At 70.3% G+C, this 15,686-nt stretch carries 16 protein-coding genes; 5 read left to right on the top strand and 11 right to left on the bottom strand.

The annotated features are described in order from the left end of the window. Positions 1 to 11: 11 nt before the first annotated feature. From AB0O34_RS14910 to purN, 3 genes are all read right to left on the bottom strand, one after another. Positions 12 to 737 (bottom strand): DUF899 domain-containing protein, encoded by a 726-nt coding sequence (locus AB0O34_RS14910; RefSeq protein WP_363915896.1) that lies wholly within the window; start codon positions 735 to 737, stop codon positions 12 to 14. A 268-nt stretch (positions 738 to 1,005) separates the two neighbouring features. After that, complete coding sequence (purH, locus tag AB0O34_RS14905; protein ID WP_363915895.1) at positions 1,006 to 2,553, bottom strand: bifunctional phosphoribosylaminoimidazolecarboxamide formyltransferase/IMP cyclohydrolase; 1,548 nt, start codon at positions 2,551 to 2,553, stop codon at positions 1,006 to 1,008. Next, entirely contained in the window at positions 2,550 to 3,263 is a 714-nt protein-coding gene (gene purN, locus AB0O34_RS14900) for a phosphoribosylglycinamide formyltransferase (RefSeq protein ID WP_363915912.1), read from the bottom strand. The genes purH and purN overlap by 4 nt, the downstream gene beginning before the upstream one ends. Positions 3,264 to 3,345: 82 nt before the next feature. Here purN and AB0O34_RS14895 point away from each other — a divergent pair, with 82 nt between their 5' ends. After that, entirely contained in the window at positions 3,346 to 3,753 is a 408-nt protein-coding gene (locus tag AB0O34_RS14895) for a hypothetical protein (protein WP_363915894.1), read from the top strand. A 140-nt stretch (positions 3,754 to 3,893) separates the two neighbouring features. Further along, positions 3,894 to 4,190, top strand: coding sequence for a UBP-type zinc finger domain-containing protein (locus tag AB0O34_RS14890; RefSeq protein ID WP_363915893.1), 297 nt, complete (start codon positions 3,894 to 3,896; stop codon positions 4,188 to 4,190). 43 nt (positions 4,191 to 4,233) lie between these two features. Here AB0O34_RS14890 and AB0O34_RS14885 read toward each other — a convergent pair whose 3' ends face one another. The 5 genes from AB0O34_RS14885 to AB0O34_RS14865 all read right to left on the bottom strand — a co-directional run bounded on the left by AB0O34_RS14885 (position 4,234) and on the right by AB0O34_RS14865 (position 9,278). After that, positions 4,234 to 5,958, bottom strand: a complete 1,725-nt coding sequence (locus AB0O34_RS14885; RefSeq protein WP_363915892.1) for a DUF6350 family protein — start codon at positions 5,956 to 5,958, stop codon at positions 4,234 to 4,236. Positions 5,959 to 6,224: 266 nt separating this feature from the next. Then, on the bottom strand, positions 6,225 to 7,112 hold the full coding sequence (sucD, locus tag AB0O34_RS14880) for a succinate--CoA ligase subunit alpha (RefSeq protein ID WP_363915891.1): 888 nt from the start codon (positions 7,110 to 7,112) through the stop codon (positions 6,225 to 6,227). Then, positions 7,112 to 8,290 (bottom strand): ADP-forming succinate--CoA ligase subunit beta, encoded by a 1,179-nt coding sequence (gene sucC, locus AB0O34_RS14875; RefSeq protein ID WP_363915890.1) that lies wholly within the window; start codon positions 8,288 to 8,290, stop codon positions 7,112 to 7,114. The genes sucD and sucC overlap by 1 nt, the downstream gene beginning before the upstream one ends. Before the next feature lie 290 nt (positions 8,291 to 8,580). Then, positions 8,581 to 8,847 (bottom strand): zinc ribbon domain-containing protein, encoded by a 267-nt coding sequence (locus AB0O34_RS14870; protein ID WP_363915889.1) that lies wholly within the window; start codon positions 8,845 to 8,847, stop codon positions 8,581 to 8,583. Continuing rightward, positions 8,844 to 9,278 carry a MarR family transcriptional regulator gene (locus AB0O34_RS14865; protein WP_363915888.1) on the bottom strand — a complete coding sequence of 145 codons (435 nt, stop codon included), beginning with the start codon at positions 9,276 to 9,278 and terminating at the stop codon, positions 8,844 to 8,846. Before AB0O34_RS14865 ends, AB0O34_RS14870 begins: the two co-directional genes overlap by 4 nt. Before the next feature lie 161 nt (positions 9,279 to 9,439). On the opposite strand from AB0O34_RS14865, the gene AB0O34_RS14860 reads away from it, so the two are divergent. Together AB0O34_RS14860 and AB0O34_RS14855 are read left to right on the top strand one after the other, a co-directional pair. Further along, a complete protein-coding gene (locus AB0O34_RS14860; RefSeq protein ID WP_363915887.1) occupies positions 9,440 to 10,318 on the top strand; it encodes a hypothetical protein in 879 nt (292 codons plus the stop codon). A 40-nt stretch (positions 10,319 to 10,358) separates the two neighbouring features. Further along, a complete protein-coding gene (locus AB0O34_RS14855) occupies positions 10,359 to 11,243 on the top strand; it encodes a hypothetical protein (protein WP_363915886.1) in 885 nt (294 codons plus the stop codon). Positions 11,244 to 11,462: 219 nt separating this feature from the next. On the opposite strand, the gene pcrA is transcribed toward AB0O34_RS14855, so the two are convergent. Next, the gene (gene pcrA / locus AB0O34_RS14850) at positions 11,463 to 13,703 is read right to left on the bottom strand and encodes a DNA helicase PcrA (protein ID WP_363915885.1); all 2,241 of its coding nucleotides are present in this window, start codon (positions 13,701 to 13,703) and stop codon (positions 11,463 to 11,465) included. A 167-nt stretch (positions 13,704 to 13,870) separates the two neighbouring features. On the opposite strand from pcrA, the gene AB0O34_RS14845 reads away from it, so the two are divergent. Then, complete coding sequence (locus AB0O34_RS14845) at positions 13,871 to 14,599, top strand: PIG-L deacetylase family protein (protein WP_363915911.1); 729 nt, start codon at positions 13,871 to 13,873, stop codon at positions 14,597 to 14,599. Here AB0O34_RS14845 and AB0O34_RS14840 read toward each other — a convergent pair. Continuing rightward, entirely contained in the window at positions 14,563 to 15,381 is an 819-nt protein-coding gene (locus AB0O34_RS14840) for a CPBP family intramembrane glutamic endopeptidase (RefSeq protein WP_363915884.1), read from the bottom strand. The genes AB0O34_RS14845 and AB0O34_RS14840 overlap by 37 nt on opposite strands. Further along, complete coding sequence (locus tag AB0O34_RS14835; RefSeq protein WP_363915883.1) at positions 15,378 to 15,644, bottom strand: WhiB family transcriptional regulator; 267 nt, start codon at positions 15,642 to 15,644, stop codon at positions 15,378 to 15,380. The genes AB0O34_RS14840 and AB0O34_RS14835 overlap by 4 nt, the downstream gene beginning before the upstream one ends. Positions 15,645 to 15,686 lie beyond the last annotated feature (42 nt).

Raw genomic sequence — 15,686 nt, 5'->3', positions numbered from 1 at the left:
CGGTCGAGGGATCAGTGACAGGCGGCCGGCTCCTCGCCGTCGTACCGGTCGTGGTGGGGGAACTCGTTGACGTACTTCTGGCGGCCGAGCGGCGTCAGGTCGAGGTAGTTGTAGGTGTTCAGCAGCGCCTCGGGCCCGCGCCCGTACGTCGAGTAGGTGTGGAAGACGCGGTCGCCGTCCCTGAGGAAGACGCTCAGGGCGTGCCCGTCCCCCTGCGTGAAGAACTCCATGCCCTTGCTCTCAAGGGTGGCCTTGTCCATGTAGTTGTACTCCACCGGAGCGACGGCCTCGTCGTTGCTGGCGTGGAAGTCGTAGTTGAAGTCGCCGCCCTCGGAGGAGTACCACGGCACGCTCCAGCCCATGCGCCCCCTGAACCGCTCGATGCTCGCCAGCGGCGCCCGAGAGACCAGCGCCAGCGAGGTGTCGCAGCTGTGCAGGTGCCGCAGGTCGCCGACGCTGTCGACCAGGAACGAGCAGCTCGTGCACCCCTGGTCGGTGTCGTGGAGCCACATGAAGTGGTAGACCATTAGCTGGCGGCGGCCGTCGAACAGGTCGATCAGGCCCGCCTTGCCCCCCGGCCCCTGTAAGACGTAGTCCTTGTCGATCTCGACCATGGGCAGTGCCCGGCGCTCGGCGTGGAGGGCGTCCCTCGCCCGGCTGGCCTCCTTCTCCTTCACGAGCAGCGCCTTGCGTGCCTTGAGCCATTCGTCGCGTGAGGTGATCGTCGGCAGTTCCACGGGGTTCTCCTTCGGACGTGAGTCGAACGGCACCGGCGCCATCTGTACGGGTAGACCCTGCGGACGGCGCGAACTCGTCGCCGCCCCGCTCTATAAGGTAAACCGGCCGCCCCTCGCCCTAGGGGCACCCCTGAAACGGGCGCCCCCGGGCCATGTCCTTCGACAGGCACGGGGGCGCGGATGTTGTCCCGCGACACGTTTGACCACGTAAGCCCACACTCGCTTCCAGGGGGCGGGCGGCGGTCCGCGCCCCCTGGAGCGGACACCATCAGTGGAAGAAGTGGCGGGTGCCCGTGAAGTACAGCGTGATCCCCGCCTTGGAGGCGGCCTCGATGACCTCCTCGTCGCGGATCGACCCACCGGGCTCGACGACGGCCGTGACCCCGGCGTCGATGAGCACCTGAAGCCCGTCGGCGAAGGGGAAGAACGCGTCGGAGGCCGCCACGGACCCCCGGGCGCGGTCACCGGCGCGCGACACGGCCAGATGAGCCGAGTCGACCCGATTGACCTGGCCCATGCCCACGCCCACCGTGGCACCGTCGCGCGCGAGCAGGATCGCGTTCGACTTCACCGAGCGGCAGGACTTCCACGCGAACGCCAGATCGGCGAGCGTCTCGGGCGAGGCCGCCTCCCCCGCCCTGAGCTCCCACGTGGACGGGTCGTCGCCGGGGGCGTCCACCCGGTCGACCGTCTGGACGAGCAGGCCGCCGTCGACGCGGCGGAACTCCGCCGGGTTGGACGGGCCGGCGGGGCAGCGCAGCAGCCGGATGTTCTTCTTCCTGGTCAGCACGGCCAGCGCCTCGGGAGCGAACGAGGGCGCCACGACGACCTCGGTGAAGATCGGCGCGATCTGCTCGGCCAGCGCCTCGGTCACCTCGCCGTTCACCGCGATCACACCGCCGTACGCCGACACCGGGTCGCACTCGTGCGCCTTGCGATGGGCCTCGGCGACGTCGGCGCCCACCGCGAGCCCGCACGGGTTGGCGTGCTTGATGATCGCGACGGCCGGCTCGGAGAAGTCCCACGCGGCCCGCCAGGCGGCGTCCGCGTCGACGTAGTTGTTGTAGGACATCTCCTTGCCGTGCAGCTGCTCGGCGTTCGCGAGGCCGTCCCGGCCGCCGGAGTACAGCGCGGCGCCCTGGTGAGGGTTCTCGCCGTACCGCAGCACGGCCCTGCGCTTCCAGGCCGCGCCCATGAAGGACGGCCAGGCGCTCTCGTCGTCGGTGGCGTAGACGCCGGCGAACCACGAGGCCACGGCCGTGTCGTACGACGCGGTGGTCGCGTAGGCCTGGGCGGCGAGACGGCGGCGCTGGGTCTCGGTGAAGCCGCCCTCCTCGATGGCCCTCAGCACGTCGCCGTACCCGCGCGGGTCGACGACCACGGCGACCGTGCCGTGGTTCTTGGCCGCCGCGCGGATCATGGCGGGACCGCCGATGTCGATCTGCTCCACGCACTCCGGCGCGGACGCCCCGGAGGCCACCGTCTCCTGGAAGGGGTAGAGGTTGACCACGACCAGCTCGAACGGCTCGATCTCCAGCTCTTCGAGCTGCTTGACGTGGGAGGGGTCCGAGCCGTCGGCCAGCAGGCCCGCGTGCACCCTCGGGTGCAGGGTCTTGACCCGGCCGCCGAGGCACTCGGGGAAGCCGGTCAGCGACTCGACGGGGGTCACCGGCACGCCGAACGAGGCGATCTTCGACGCCGTGCCCCCCGTGGACACGATCTCGACGCCCGCGGCGTCCAGAGCCCGGGCCAGCTCCTCCAGCCCGGACTTGTCATATACCGTGATCAGCGCGCGCCGGATGGCGATGCGGCTCACTTCGTGCTCCTCCCTGTTTCCGGGACGTCCAGGGCTCCTGGACGGGCCGGAGATTGCGACTGGCTCAGCGAAACCGGCTCGCCCGGAGCTTCCGGCACCGGGTCGGCGGCCGGGCCCAGGCGGGCGTGACGGCCCGCCACGGTCCAGCCGTCCCGGGCCATGCGGCCCACGACCTCGACGAGCAGGCGGCGTTCGACGATCTTGATGCGCTCGTGGAGCGCGTCCTCGTCGTCTCCGTCCAGCACGGCCACGGCCTCCTGGGCGATGACCGGGCCGGTGTCCACGCCCGCGTCGACGAGGTGGACCGTGCACCCGGTCACGCGCACACCGTACGCGAGCGCCTCGGCGACCGCGTGCGCGCCGGGGAACGCCGGCAGCAGGGCCGGATGGGTGTTGACGACCGAGAAGGCGTGGAGCACCTCGGGGCCGAGGATCTTCATGAAGCCCGCCGAGACGACGAGGTCGGGCTCGTGGGAGGCGATCTCCGCACGGAGCGCCTCGTCCCAGGCCGCTCGCGACGGGAAGTCGGCCAGCTTGACGACGAAGGTCGGGAGGCCCGCGCGCCGCGCGCGGGCGAGGCCCTCGATGCCGTCACGGTCGGCGCCGACGGCGACGACGCTAGCGCCGTATGCGTCAGCAGCGGCGGCATCCATCAGGGCCTGTAGGTTGGTCCCCGAACCGGAGACGAGGACGACGAGGCGAGCCGACAGGGCTGCACTCCTTCGGGGCGACGTTGACGGGTACGGCTGTCAGCGTATCGGCCCGCTCGCTCCAAGACGCAGAGGAGGTCAGGTGCTACCACCCGCGGAGACTTCGGGGGTCGAGGTCGGGCGCCGGGCGCTACTGCTTTCGATAGGCGCGCTGGCGCTGACACTGCTGGTTCCCGTGATGGGCCTGGCCCTGGGCGTCTTCTCGATCATCGTGTGCTTCCGGGCGTGGCGGACGCAGTCCGCGAAGCGCCGGCCCGTGATCATGCCTGCGGTGGGGTTACTGGTCTCGATCGTCTCGATCGTCATGGCGGCGTCGGTGGCGTGGTTCCAGATGTACTTCAGCGGCGAGCTCACCGCCTACACCGAGTGCATGAAGGGCGCGGGCACGGCGACGTCCCAGCAGGCGTGCGTCACCGGGCTCGAACAGGCGATGGAGCGCAGGCTCCCGTTCATCCCAAAGGGCAGCCTGCGATTCCCCTTCGCTCCATAAATCCTCGGATCGGGCCACCGCCGAGACGGACGCATCAGCCTTTATATGGAGATATCCCGGTAACGAGTGTCGGCATCCGCCGGGTCGCTCCAGGTCGACCACGTGACCCGTGCGCATGCCCGTGAAGCCAAGGAGAACCTGTGAACGTCTGCACGCACCTCGAACTCATCCGCGACGTCGAGCCGCACACCGTCCTCGGCTGCGAGGAGTGCCTGGCGACAGGGTCGCGATGGGTCCACCTGCGCACCTGCCTGACCTGCGGGCACGTCGGCTGCTGCGACTCCTCGCCCAACCGGCACGCGACCCGCCACTACGCCACCATCGGGCATCCGATCGCCGAGTCGTTCGAGCCCGGCGAGGACTGGGCGTGGTGCTACCCCGACGAGATCCTGTTCGAGCCGTCCCCGAGCGGCGAGGGATCACGCGCCCACGCCTAGCCTGCCCGGTGGTCGCGGGCCGTACTCCGGCCGCGTCCGGCGATCAGGGGTCGCGGTCCCACGCGTACGGATCGACGTAGATGATGTGACCGCCGCGGTCGTCGGACTCGTCCACGATGTCGCGGCGCGGCGGCCGCGGCTCCTCGCGCTTGCCGTCCGCCTTGCCCTTCGCGGCGGCCGGCCTCGTGCCCGGCGGCCCCTTCTTCGCCGGGCCCTTCCCCGTGACGAGCCCTTTGCCCGCGGGAGCCTTCCCCGGTATGGGCTCGAAGGTCTCGGCCGCGGCGGAGGCGTGCTCGTCGGCCCAGTCGGCGCGGATCACCGGGATGGGCTGGGTGTCGGCCTCCGTGGCGTCCATCCAGTGGCCCGGAAGCCTGCTGGTGGCCGGGGGTGTGGCCAGCTTCACCTTGCTCGCCACCTTGACGATGGCGTCCCCGGCCTTGCGTACGGGTGCCGGAGCGGGGACCCGGGCGCCGTGGAAGATCAGCCACCAGTTGGCCAGCCCTGCGGAGATGCCCGCGGCGACGCCGACCTCCAGGGCGACAGACAGCGCCACCTCCCAGGCGGAGGGCCCCACGGCCGACAGGCGAGCGCCCCCGAGCGGGCCGCCCGCGAGCGCCGCGAGCGTCCCGGCCGACAGCCCGGTGGCGAGCCCGCAGACGAACCCCCACAGCGGCGCCGACTCGAAATGGGGGGTCGGCGCGATGCGCGCCACGACCACCCCCGCGACCGCCCCCGCCAGGAACGGGATCGCGAGCACTCCCATGATCCACGGAGACGTCACGCCCGAGTCGGGCAGCCCGCCGAGTATCGGCAGGGCCGGCATGGTGCCGAGCTGGACCCCGGTGGGCGCGACGAGAGTGCCGGTGCCGAGAGCGAACCCCGGCCCGCTGATGTACGCCACGCCCCAGATCACGAAGTTGATGAGGTAGAGCGTCTGCACGAGCAGCAGGAGCAGCCCGCCGATGAAACCGGGTGCCAGCAGCTCCGACAGCCGCTGGATCTGCCCGAAGTTCATGACGACCGCCGCGAGCACGAGCACCAGCCCCGCCGCGAGCATCGTCGTGAGGGCGACGGCCGTGCCGACGACGACCGACCTCGCGCGCTCGGGAAGCAGCCGGAGCATCGAACGCCAGGGACCGATGGTCCGCGCCGTCGCCAGCGACCCCGCGACGAACGCCAGCACGAGGTGGCTCAGCAGGGCCTCTCCCACGAACGGCTGGGTGACGTTGTTCTGCGCCACCAGCGCGATCACCCCGGCGAGCAGCGCGTACGGCGCGGCCAGCGAGATGCCCGCCTGGGCGATCAGCACGAGCTGGGCACGGCGCCGGGCGTTGGCGAGATCCTTGGGGCTTCCCTTCGGCAGCCGGGCCGGCAGGCGCAGCCGCAGGTCGGCGTCCCGCGCCATCCAGATCGCCGCACGGTACAGCAGGGCGGCGGGCAGCACCATCAGGCCGAGGGGCAGCAGGCCGACCCGTCCGCCGGGAATGGCGAACCCGGCGTGGTGCGCGGCCAGCCACACCTGGCAGGCCGCCCTGAACACCCCGGGAAGCCCCTGCCCGAACGCCCCGCGGGGCGCGGCGATCCACCCGATGAGGGTGAGCGTGGTCAGGACGGCGAGGCCGACGCCCAGGGTCCAGGCGGCGGCGAGCATCCCGGAGACGGGCAGCGGACGGCGGGCCTCGTCGTCGTCACTCCCGCTCCCCCCGAGGGGGATGCGGCTGAGCACGGTGCGGGGGGCCGCCCGGAGCTGGTCGAGAAGGGCCGTCACAGTAGTCGATGTTCTCAGGATGTACGGCCCCGGCGGGCCTAGCGCGCCCGCGTGTCGCCCCCTTTGTCCCCGGAGTGATCGACCGTCCCCTCTCACCACTCCGTTCGCGCCCAAGACGCGAAGAACGCCCGGCCGAGATGGCCGGGCGTTCTTCGCGTATCGCTTGCCGCGTGCGGGCTGAGCCCCTCATTTGCCGCGTGCGGGGTGAGCCGCTCATTTGCCGCGTGCGGGGTGAGCCGCCCGCTTGCCGCCTGCGGGGTGAGCCGTCAGCGGGAGCGCATGACCTCGCGCATGAGGCGGGCGGTCTCGCTGGGGGTCTTGCCGACGCGGACGCCGACCTTCTCCAGGGCTTCCTTCTTGGCCTGGGCGGTGCCCGCCGAGCCGGACACGATGGCCCCGGCGTGACCCATGGTCTTGCCCTCAGGAGCGGTGAACCCCGCCACATAGGCCACGACCGGCTTGGTCACGTGCTCCTCGATGTAGGCAGCCGCGCGCTCCTCGGCGTCCCCGCCGATCTCGCCGATCATCACGATCGCCTCGGTCTCCGGGTCGGCCTGGAAGGCCTCCAGCGCGTCGATGTGCGTCGTGCCGATCACCGGGTCGCCCCCGATGCCCACCGCCGTGGAGAACCCGATGTCCCGCAGCTCGTACATCAGCTGGTAGGTCAGCGTGCCCGACTTGCTCACCAGGCCGATGCGGCCCGCCGAGGTGATGTCGGCCGGGATGATCCCCGCGTTGGACGCGCCGGGAGAGGCGATGCCGGGGCAGTTCGGCCCGATGATCCGGGTCTTGGCGCCCTTGGAGATCGCGTAGGCCCAGAACTCGGTGCTGTCGTGGACCGGCACGCCCTCGGTGATGACGACGGCGAGGGGGATCTCGGCTTCGATCGCCTCGATGACGGCGGACTTGGTGCCCGCCGGCGGGACGAAGATCACGGTGACGTCGGCGCCCGTGGCGGCCATGGCCTCGGCCACGGTCGCGAAGACCGGGAGCTCGACGCCGTCGAAGTCAACGGTCGTGCCGGCCTTGCGGGGGTTCGTACCCCCGACGACCTTGGCACCGGCCTTGAGCATACGACGGGTGTGCTTCGACCCCTCGGACCCCGTGATGCCCTGCACGATGATCTTGCTGTTCTCGGTCAGCCAGATTGCCATTACGCACCTACCGCAGCGAGCTCGGCGGCGCGCTTGGCCGCTTCGTCCATCGTGTCGACGAGTTCGACGCGGGCCAGTGCCGCGTCGGACAGGATCTGCCGCCCGAGGGTGGCGTTGTTGCCGTCCAGCCGGACGACGAGGGGGTGGGTCACGGTCTCGCCCCGGTCGTCGAGCAGCTTGAAGGCCGAGACGATGCCGTTGGCGACCGCGTCACACGAGGTGATGCCGCCGAAAACGTTCACGAACACCGACTTGACGCTCGGGTCGGAAAGAACGATCTCCAGGCCATTGGCCATGACCTCCGCCGAGGCGCCGCCGCCGATGTCGAGGAAGTTGGCCGGCTTCTGCCCGCCGTACTGCTCGCCCGCGTAGGCGACGACGTCGAGGGTCGACATGACCAGGCCCGCGCCGTTGCCGATGATGCCGACGGAACCGTCGAGCTTGACGTAGTTGAGGTCCTTCTCCTTGGCCCTGGCCTCCAGCGGGTCCTCCGCGGCCTTGTCGGCGTAGGAGCCGTGCTCGGCCTGGCGGAAGGAGGCGTTGTCGTCGAGGGTGACCTTGCCGTCGAGCGCCTTCACCTGACCGTCCTCGGTCAGGATCATGGGGTTCACCTCGACCAGCGTGGCGTCCTCGTCGACGAAGACCGCCCAGATCTTCTCGATGATGTCGGCGGCGCCGTCGAGCGCCGCCTCGGGGAGGCCGCCCGCCTGCGCGATCTCACGAGCCCGGTCGCGGTCGACGCCGGTCAGCGGGGAGACCGGGATCTGGGCGACCTTGTCGGGCGAGGTGTGCGCGACCTCTTCGATCTCCATGCCGCCCGCGGCGGAGCAGATGGCGAGGAAGGTGCGGTTCGCGCGGTCGAGCAGGAAGGAGAAGTAGTACTCCTCCGCGATCGCGCTGGCCTCCTCGACGAGGACCTTGTGGACGGTGTGGCCCTTGATGTCCATACCGAGGATGTCGGTGGCCTTCTGCTCGGCGTCAGCGGCGTCGGAGGCGACCTTGACGCCTCCGGCCTTGCCCCTGCCCCCGGTCTTGACCTGGGCCTTGACGACAACGCGACCGGTCAGCTGCTCTGCTGCCGCGCGTGCCTCCTCCACGGTGTGCGCGACGACGCCGCGCGGCACCGGGATGCCATACTCCGCGAAGAGCTCCTTCGCCTGATGTTCGAACAGGTCCACGAGGGTCCGTCCTTGCTTGTCCGGCTGACTTCTTCTCTACGTTGAGGGCCAGACCTCGGGGCACCCGCGATCTGCCGGAAGCCTGGCCTCAGAAGCCTAGCCGCCACCGGGACCTGGAACGCTCGCCGGGGGGCCTTTACCCCGTGGCCCCGGGTAATGAGATACGGCGAATTTTCACAAATTTCACAAAAGGCGGCCCTGACCCGCTTTTGTCATGACCGGTCGCACTTACTCCCGAGCCGGCGTCGGGTCACCCCCACGCCGGCCGGGATGTGGCCCCGCTTTCGCCGCTATCGCGCCTCTTCGCGAAGCGCCGGATGGTCGCGCCAGGCGGGCAACGTGCGCATGTACGCCTTGGTAGCCGTCTCGGCCTCGGCGCGCGACTGGCCGGTGCGCTGGGTCTGCCACTGCACCATCCGCTCGAACCGCTCCTCGAACGGCTGCAGGGCCCCCTCGGGCGCGCAGCGCGCGCACCAGGCGCCGTCCGGGTGGCCGGGCGCGTGGTCCTCCGCGGTCGCCATCGTCATCCCGCAGCTCTCGCAGGTCTCGACGCTCATCGTTCTTCCTCTCCGAGAAGGGCCCGCAGTCCTTCCACGAGCCCTCGCCTTTCCTGTTCTGTCATCCGCCTCACCGCCCGCGCCAGCGCGTCGTCCTCCAGGACCCTCGGACGCACGGCGGCAGCCGCCGTGCGTCCCTCGTCGGTCACCCAGACGAAGACGCGGCGCCGGTCGCGCTCGTCCCGGATCCGGGCGACCAGGCCGCGCTCCTCGACCCGGTCGACGAGCTCGGTGGTCGCGGCCTTGGACAGGCGCAGGTGCTCGGCCAGCTCTCCCACGGTGAGCGGGCCCGAGGCGGTCAGGTGCCCGAGGACGGCGTGCATCCGGGCGGTCAGCCCCGATCCGGCCACGGGCCGGGCCGACGCCTTGAACCGCCGATAGACCGCCGGGTACAGCCGGGCGATCTCAGCGGCCGCCTCTTTCTCCTCCATGGCCCCACAAAGTTCGTACCTTGATATTTCGTGCACGAACCTTAATTCGCCTAGAAGCCATCTGTCCAGTACGAGTCGTGATTTTCCCGTGATCTTGACTCGCGAGAATGCTCGGACCCTCGACGACGGGGAGAGGGTCTTGTAACGGGAGGAACCCCCCAATGAGGCGATTGATCGCCCTAGCCGCGACCGCTCTGGTGGCACCCGCGCTGGCGATGGCCGCGCCGTCCACCGCGCACGCGGCCCCTACGACCGCGATGGCCGCCCCCAAGAACCCGGTGGACGCCCTGCGGCTGCAGTTCGCGAAGAAGACCACCGTCCGCATGGACGAGGACACGCGCATGAAGCTCGACGGCGAGGACCTGTTCCGGTACCGCCAGGTGGGCGTCCTGCGCTTCGGGAAGTCGGGTGTCGACGCCTACGACACCAAGACCGTCTCGAACTTCGGCGGCGAGGGCGGCGCCTCCACCGTCCGCGTGATCGTGCTGAACGGCAAGGCCTACCTGAAGAGCCCGCTGTACGACGACCTCCTGCCCGCCGGCAGGACGTGGGTGCGCACCAGCGCCGCCGCGGCCGGAACCACCAGCAGCATGATCGACATCCTCCAGCCGAAGGTGCTGAAGGCCGTCCTCGGGAGCACGAAGACCAAGGGGAACGGCGGCACGGTCGGCGGTGCCAGGACCACCCTGCTCCGCGGCTCGATCACGCTGGCCCAGCTCGCCAAGGTGTCGCCGACGGTGGCCGGCCTCGCCAAGTCGCTCAAGGCCAAGAAGACCGTCACGCTGCCCTGGAAGCTGTGGGTCGGAGGCGACCAGTTGCCCCGCCGGTTCCAGACCGTCTTCCCGCTGTCCACCAGCCCGCTCGTCGGCGACATCTCCATCACCACCGACGCACGCTTCACCTCCTGGGGCGGCAAGGTCGCCATCAAGGCGCCCCCTGCCGACCTCGTCGTCGACGAGAACGACCTCGACAGCGACCTTCCTGAGACGACCCCCGACTTCACCACCACCATCACCGGTGCGGCCACGCGGGAGCGCTGAGCGCTCGCCCCCCAGCCATCCAGCAGAGGAAGAATTGTCCATGAGGCGATTGATCGCCACACTCACCTGCGTCGCCGCGGCCGTGCTGATCGCTCCGGCGACCGCTGCCACCGCGAACGCGCAGACCAAGGCCGCCACTCCTCTCGACGCGCTCACCCAGCGGCTCGTCAAGGACCACGGCATCAAAGTGACCAGCCGCTACGCCCTCGGGTGGGAGGGCAAGACGCAACTCGACTGGCGGGAGAGCGGCAGCGTCCAGCTCGGCGCAGCCGGGATCGTCGCGTCGGACACGACGGGCAGGTACACCCGTTACCCCGACCCCAAGCAGGCCAAGGAGATGGCGAAGCCGGGCCGCGCCCTCACCCTCAAGAACGCCACCTACGTCTCAGGCCCGTACTACGAATCCTGCCTGCCCGAGGGGAAGACCTGGATCCGGTACACGGGCAAGGACGCCCTCGTGCCGGGCCCATCGACCTTGGTGGACATCCTCGACCGCCGGTCGTACAAGGCCCTGCTCGCCACCACCTCGGTCAAGCGTCCCGGCGGAAAGGTGGACGGAACGGCGACCACGCTGTACACCGGCTCCATCGCCTACGGCACGGTGTACAAGGTTTCCCCGGTGCTCCAGAAGATGCCGGGCTGGAAGCCGAACGCCGCCCTGGCGAAGGTCAAGGTGGGCTGGAAGCTGTGGGTCGGGAAGGACCTGCTCGCCCGTCGCCTCATCACCACGTTCGAGGTGAAGCAGGGCCGCGGCTCGTCGTGGAAGAACGTCGTGGACACCGAGTACTCGTCCTGGGGGGCGAAGGTCTCCCTGACGGCACCGCCCGCCGGCGACGTGGTCGACGCGGACGACCTCGGCACCGACCTTCCGGACAGCCGTGACCTCACCACGATGGTCCCGAGCATGGCCTCGCCCGAGCGCTGATCGCCCCACAGGAGTGAAGCTCATGATCAAACGATCGGGCGCCCGGCAGGTACATCGCGATCAATAGGACCACGGTGTCGAACGGAGGCCCGGTGAGAATCCTCACCGGGCCTTTCCGCGTCAGCGCCGATCGACGGCGGTCTCCGGACGACAGCGTCAGAACTTTCGAGGGGTGCGTAGGCGAGCCTCAGAGCTTTCGAGGGTGCGTAGGCGAGAGCCTCAGAGCTTTTCGAGGGGGGCGTAGGCGAGGAGGAGGGTCTTCTCGCCGCCCGAGCCGAAGTCGATTTTGACCTTGGTCTTCTCGGCCATGCCGTCGACCGTGACCACGGTGCCGAGCCCGAAGGTGTCGTGGGAGACGCGGTCGCCCGGGCTGAGGTTCGGGATCACCCGACCGCCGGCCTTCTTGGGGGCGGGAGCCGTGCGGCTCTGGCGCGAGGTCGCGGCGCTCCAGGCGCTCTTCTCGGGGTCGCTGCGCCAGTCGAGCAGGTCGGACGGCACCTCGGCGAGGAACCTGGACGCGGGGTTGAACGCGGGAGACCCCCACGAGCTGCGGACGGCGGCACGCGAGACGTAGAGCCGCTGCTGGGCCCGGGTGATGCCGACATACGCCAAGCGGCGCTCCTCCTCCAGCTCACGCGGCTCGCCGAGGGACCGCATGTGGGGGAAGACGCCGTCCTCCAGGCCGGTGAGGAACACCACCGGGAACTCCAGCCCCTTGGCGGTGTGCAGGGTCATCAGCGTGACGACGCCCTGGTGGTCCTCGCCCTCGGGGATCTGGTCGGCGTCGGCCACCAGTGAGACCTGCTCCAGGAAGTCGACGAGCGTGCCCTCGGGGTTGGCCTCCTCGAACTCCTGCGCCACGGAGATCAGCTCGTTGAGGTTCTCCAGGCGGCTCTCGTCCTGCGGGTCGCCGGAGGTCTCCAGCTCGGTGCGGTAGCCCGTGCTGGACAGGACCTCCTCGGCCAGCTCGGAGATCGACAGCTCCTTGCCGCGCAGGTCGTCGAGCAGCGCGACGAACTCCCTGATCGCGTTGAGGGAACGGGTGGCCAGGCCGGGGGCCTCGTCGGCACGCCGGAGCGCCTCCCAGAAGCCGACGCGCTCGCGGCCGGCGAACGCCTCGATCATCGCCTCGGCCCGGTCGCCGATGCCGCGCTTGGGGACGTTGAGCACGCGCCGCAGCGACACCATGTCGGTGGGGTTGGCGAGCACCCGGAGGTAGGCCAGCAGGTCGCGGACCTCCCTGCGCTCGTAGAAGCGCACGCCCCCGACCACCTTGTAAGGCAGGCCGGTGCGGATGAAGATCTCCTCGAACACGCGGGACGCGGCGTTGGTGCGGTAGAAGACCGCCACCTGGCCAGGCGTCACGTCATCTTCGTCGGAGAGGCGGTCGACCTCCTGAGCGACGAACATGGCCTCGTCGTGCTCGTTGTCGGCGACATACCCGATGATCTTGGGCCCGGCGCCCTGGTCGGACCAGAGGTTCTTGGGCTTGCGGCTCTCGTTGCGCGAGATCACGGCGTTGGCGGCCGACAGGATCGTCTGGGTGGAGCGGTAGTTCTGCTCCAGCAGGATCGTGTGGGCGTCCGGGTAGTCGCGCTCGAACTCCAGGATGTTGCGGATCGACGCGCCCCGGAAGGCGTAGATCGACTGGTCGGCGTCGCCCACCACGCACAGCTCGGCGGGATCGACCGTGCCCCGGACGAGGTCGCCGTCGGCGGTGCGCACCTCGGGACGGCCGACCAGCTCCCTGACCAGGATGTACTGCGCGTGGTTGGTGTCTTGGTACTCGTCGACCATGACGTGGCGGAACCTGCGGCGGTAGTGCTCGGCCACCTCGGGGAAGAGCTGGAACAGGGTGACCGTGAGCATGATGATGTCGTCGAAGTCCATCGCGCCGGCCTCGGTGAGCCTGCGCTGGTAGGCACGATAGGCCTCGGCGAGCGTGCGCTCCAGATGCGTCTGCGCCTTCTCGGCGGCCGTCTCGTAGTCGATCAGCTCGTTCTTGAGGTTGCTGACCTGCGCGGAGAACGAGCGCGGCGGGTAACGCTTGGGGTCGAGGTCGAGCTCGCGGCAGACCATCGCCATCAGCCGCTGGGAGTCGGCCTGGTCGTAGATGGAGAAGCTGGAGGTGAACCCGAGCCGCTTGGCCTCCCTGCGCAGGATGCGGACGCAGGCGCTGTGGAAGGTCATCACCCACATGGCCTTGGACCTCGGGCCGATGAGCTTGTCGACCCGCTCCTTCATCTCCCTGGCGGCCTTGTTGGTGAAGGTGATCGCGAGAATCTCCTGAGGCTGGACGTCGCGCTCGGAGAGCAGGTAGGCGATGCGGTGGGTGAGCACCCGTGTCTTCCCGGAGCCGGCACCCGCGACGATCAGGAGCGGGCCGCCCGCATGGACGACGGCGTCTCGCTGCTGCGGGTTGAGCCCGTCGAGCAGCGGATGATCAACGGTGGGATTCATGGCTCGGGTCGACACGCCCCTAGATTATGGCCGCCCACCGACAATGGGAGCCTCTTCGGGCATCGCCCCAACCGCCGGTACGGCTCGACCGGCCAGGCATTGCCACTTCAAGCTGGAAATATCGAGAGATGGTCATTTGTTCACCGCCCTATGAACCGAGGAGGACGATCGTGACCGCACTGGACGACGCCGATATCAGCACGATTCTCGTGGTGACCGCGCACCCTGACGACGTGGACTTCGGGGCAGCGGGCACGATCGCGACGTTCACCGACAAGGGTATCCAGGTCGTGTACTGCATCGTGACCGACGGCGACGCCGGCGGATTCGACCGCGCGCTGGACAACGGCGGCATGGCCGCGCTGCGGCGGGCCGAGCAGACCGAGGCCGCCAGACGGGTCGGGGTGAAGGACATCCGCTGGCTCGGATACGCCGACGGCACCGTGGAACCGACCCTCGGCCTGCGCCGCGACATCGCGCGCGTGATCCGCCAGGTCCGTCCCGACCGGGTCATCACCTCGACGCCGGAGCGCAACTACGCCCGCATCGGGCCGAGCCACCCCGACCACCGCGCGGTCGGCGGCGCGACCCTCGACGCCGTCTACCCCGACGCGCGCAATCCGTACGCCTTCCCTGAACTCCTGGTCGAGGAGGGGCTGGAGGCGTGGTCGGCCCGCGAGGTGTGGCTGACGGGCGGCCAGGCGAACGACCACTACGTCGACGTCACGGCGACCGTGGACCGCAAGATCGCGGCTCTGCGAGCACACGAGAGCCAGACCGCCCACCTGGAGACCCTGGAGGACTTCGTCAAGGGCTGGCTCGCGATGAACGCCCAGGCGGCCGGGCTGCCCGAGGGCAGCTACGCCGAGGGTTTCCAGGTGGTCCCCACCGGCTGAGGGCTCCGGCCGCTCAACCGGTCGAGCCGTCTGGCGGACCGGGCGGCGAGGAAGCCGAGCGAGTTGGTGGCCAGGTGGAACAGGGACGGCGCCGTCAGTCCCCCGCGCCGCCGGAGCTCGTGGAAGAACACCCCCGCCAGGCCGGTGGAGACGACGGACCCCGCGACGAGCCGCGCGGCCGCGCTCCCACCGGCCCCCTCGCCGTTCCCGCGAGAGCCCGCCACGGTGCCGTCCGTACGCGAGCCCGCGTCGGCGAGGCCGCTGAGCGCCGGGTTGGCCGCCGCCATGTCCAGGGCCGGGAGGATGTGCCAGAGCCCGAAGAGGGCCGAGGAGCCCGCGACCGCCACGCCAGCACCATACGAGCGCCGCAGCACGGCCGGCAGCACTCCCCTGAACGCGACCTCCTCCAGCAGGACCGTGCCCAGCGGGACCTGCACGAGGACCTCCTCCGCGAGGCGGGCGCGCGACAGCCCAAGAGCCCGTTCGTCGCGGAAGAAACGCCGGGTCGAGGGCAGCAGGACGCCACAGGCGTACACCGCGGCGACGGCGCCGGCCAGCGCCCCTCCGAGTTTCACTCCCCCGCGCCCGTCCTGGAACCCCATCTGTGCCAGGGACAGGCCGGACCGGCGGGCCAGGACCACCAGCGTGCCCGCCGCCAGGGCCGAGGTCACGGGCGCGAGCCGGCGGGCTACGCGGTTGTTGAGCACGTTGACCGCCACGAGCACGGCCACGGCCGCGGGCAGGGGATCACCGGACACGGGGGCGGGGGCATCATGGGTCATGAGGCGGCGCGCTGCCTCCAGCCGCGGGGAAAGCGCAGCCGGCGGCGCTCGGCCGTCGTGAGGCCTCCCCAGATGCCCTCGGACTCCCCCGCACGCACGGCATAGGCGCGGCACTCCACGATCACCGGGCACGTGGCGCAGATGGCCTTCGCCCGTGCCTCCTGGTCGGGGAACGGGGCGTCGGGGAAGAACAGCTCCGGATCGGCCCCCCGGCAGGACCCCCGGGCCGCCCAGCCGGCCCCGCGGACGGTTTCCGTACCCATGACCACCTCCCTGGCCTGCGCCTACACCGTCAGGCTATGGGC

Origin of the sequence: Sphaerisporangium sp. NPDC088356, from assembly GCF_040685555.1 — a bacterium.
In the GTDB taxonomy this organism is placed as follows: Bacteria; Actinomycetota; Actinomycetes; order Streptosporangiales; family Streptosporangiaceae; genus Sphaerisporangium.
This window is presented reverse-complemented; position numbering and strand designations above follow the sequence as displayed.